Origin of the sequence: Streptomyces colwelliae (assembly GCF_048158785.1) — a bacterium.
In the GTDB taxonomy this organism is placed as follows: domain Bacteria; phylum Actinomycetota; class Actinomycetes; order Streptomycetales; family Streptomycetaceae; genus Streptomyces.
On record NZ_JBLTJC010000852.1, the window covers coordinates 1 to 803 of the forward strand.

The window sequence follows — 803 nt, forward strand, 5'->3', positions numbered from 1 at the left end:
GTCCCGTACTGCGGACTCCTCGCCGCCCTCCCCGCCTCCACCAAGTGCTCCAGGTACCGCCGAGCCGTGATCCGGGAAATCCCCACCGCCTCGGCGACTCCCGCCGCAGTGAGCCCTTCCCCGCAGTCCCGCAGAGTGACAGTCACCCGCTCCAACGTCGGCGCGCTCAACCCTTTCGGCAGCGCAGCGGGCGAAGGCGCACGCAGAGTGGCCAACGCCCGGTCGACCTCGTCCTGGCCGCTCGCCTCGCCCGCCGCCGCATGGAACTCGGCATACCGCACCAGCCGATCCCGAAGGGTCGCGAACGTGAACGGCTTCAGTACGTACTGGACGACCCCCAGCGACACCCCCTCCCGCACCACGGCCAGATCCCGCGCCGACGTCACCGCGATGACGTCGGCGTGATACCCGGCCGCCCGCAAGGACCGCGCGAGTTGCAGCCCGTGCGCGTCCGGCAGATGCAGGTCCAGCAGCAACAGGTCCACCTGGGTGCGTTCCAGCGCCCGCCGCGCCTCCGCACCGGTGTGCGCCTTGCCCACCGCCACGAACCCCGGAACCCGTCCTACGTACATCACGTGCGCGTCGGCGGCGACGGGATCGTCCTCCACGATGAGGACGCGGATCGGCTCGGCCGTAGTCATGAGGTGCCACCTTTGGAAACAGAACCCTGGGACGACGCCCGGACACCACCGGCATCCGAACTCCCACCAGTACCCGAACCCGAACCCGAACTCGCACGCGCACCCGCGCCCGAATTCGCATCCGCGCCCATAGCCGAACTCGCCCCCGAACTGTCTCTTATA

General features: G+C 69.6%; 1 protein-coding gene. It reads right to left on the reverse strand.

Going from position 1 to position 803, the window contains the following annotated elements:
- Positions 1 to 641: response regulator (locus ACNFOC_RS54790; RefSeq protein ID WP_416966371.1), on the reverse strand; the 641-nt coding region annotated here is incomplete at its 3' end.
- Between the last annotated feature and the right edge of the window lie 162 nt (positions 642 to 803).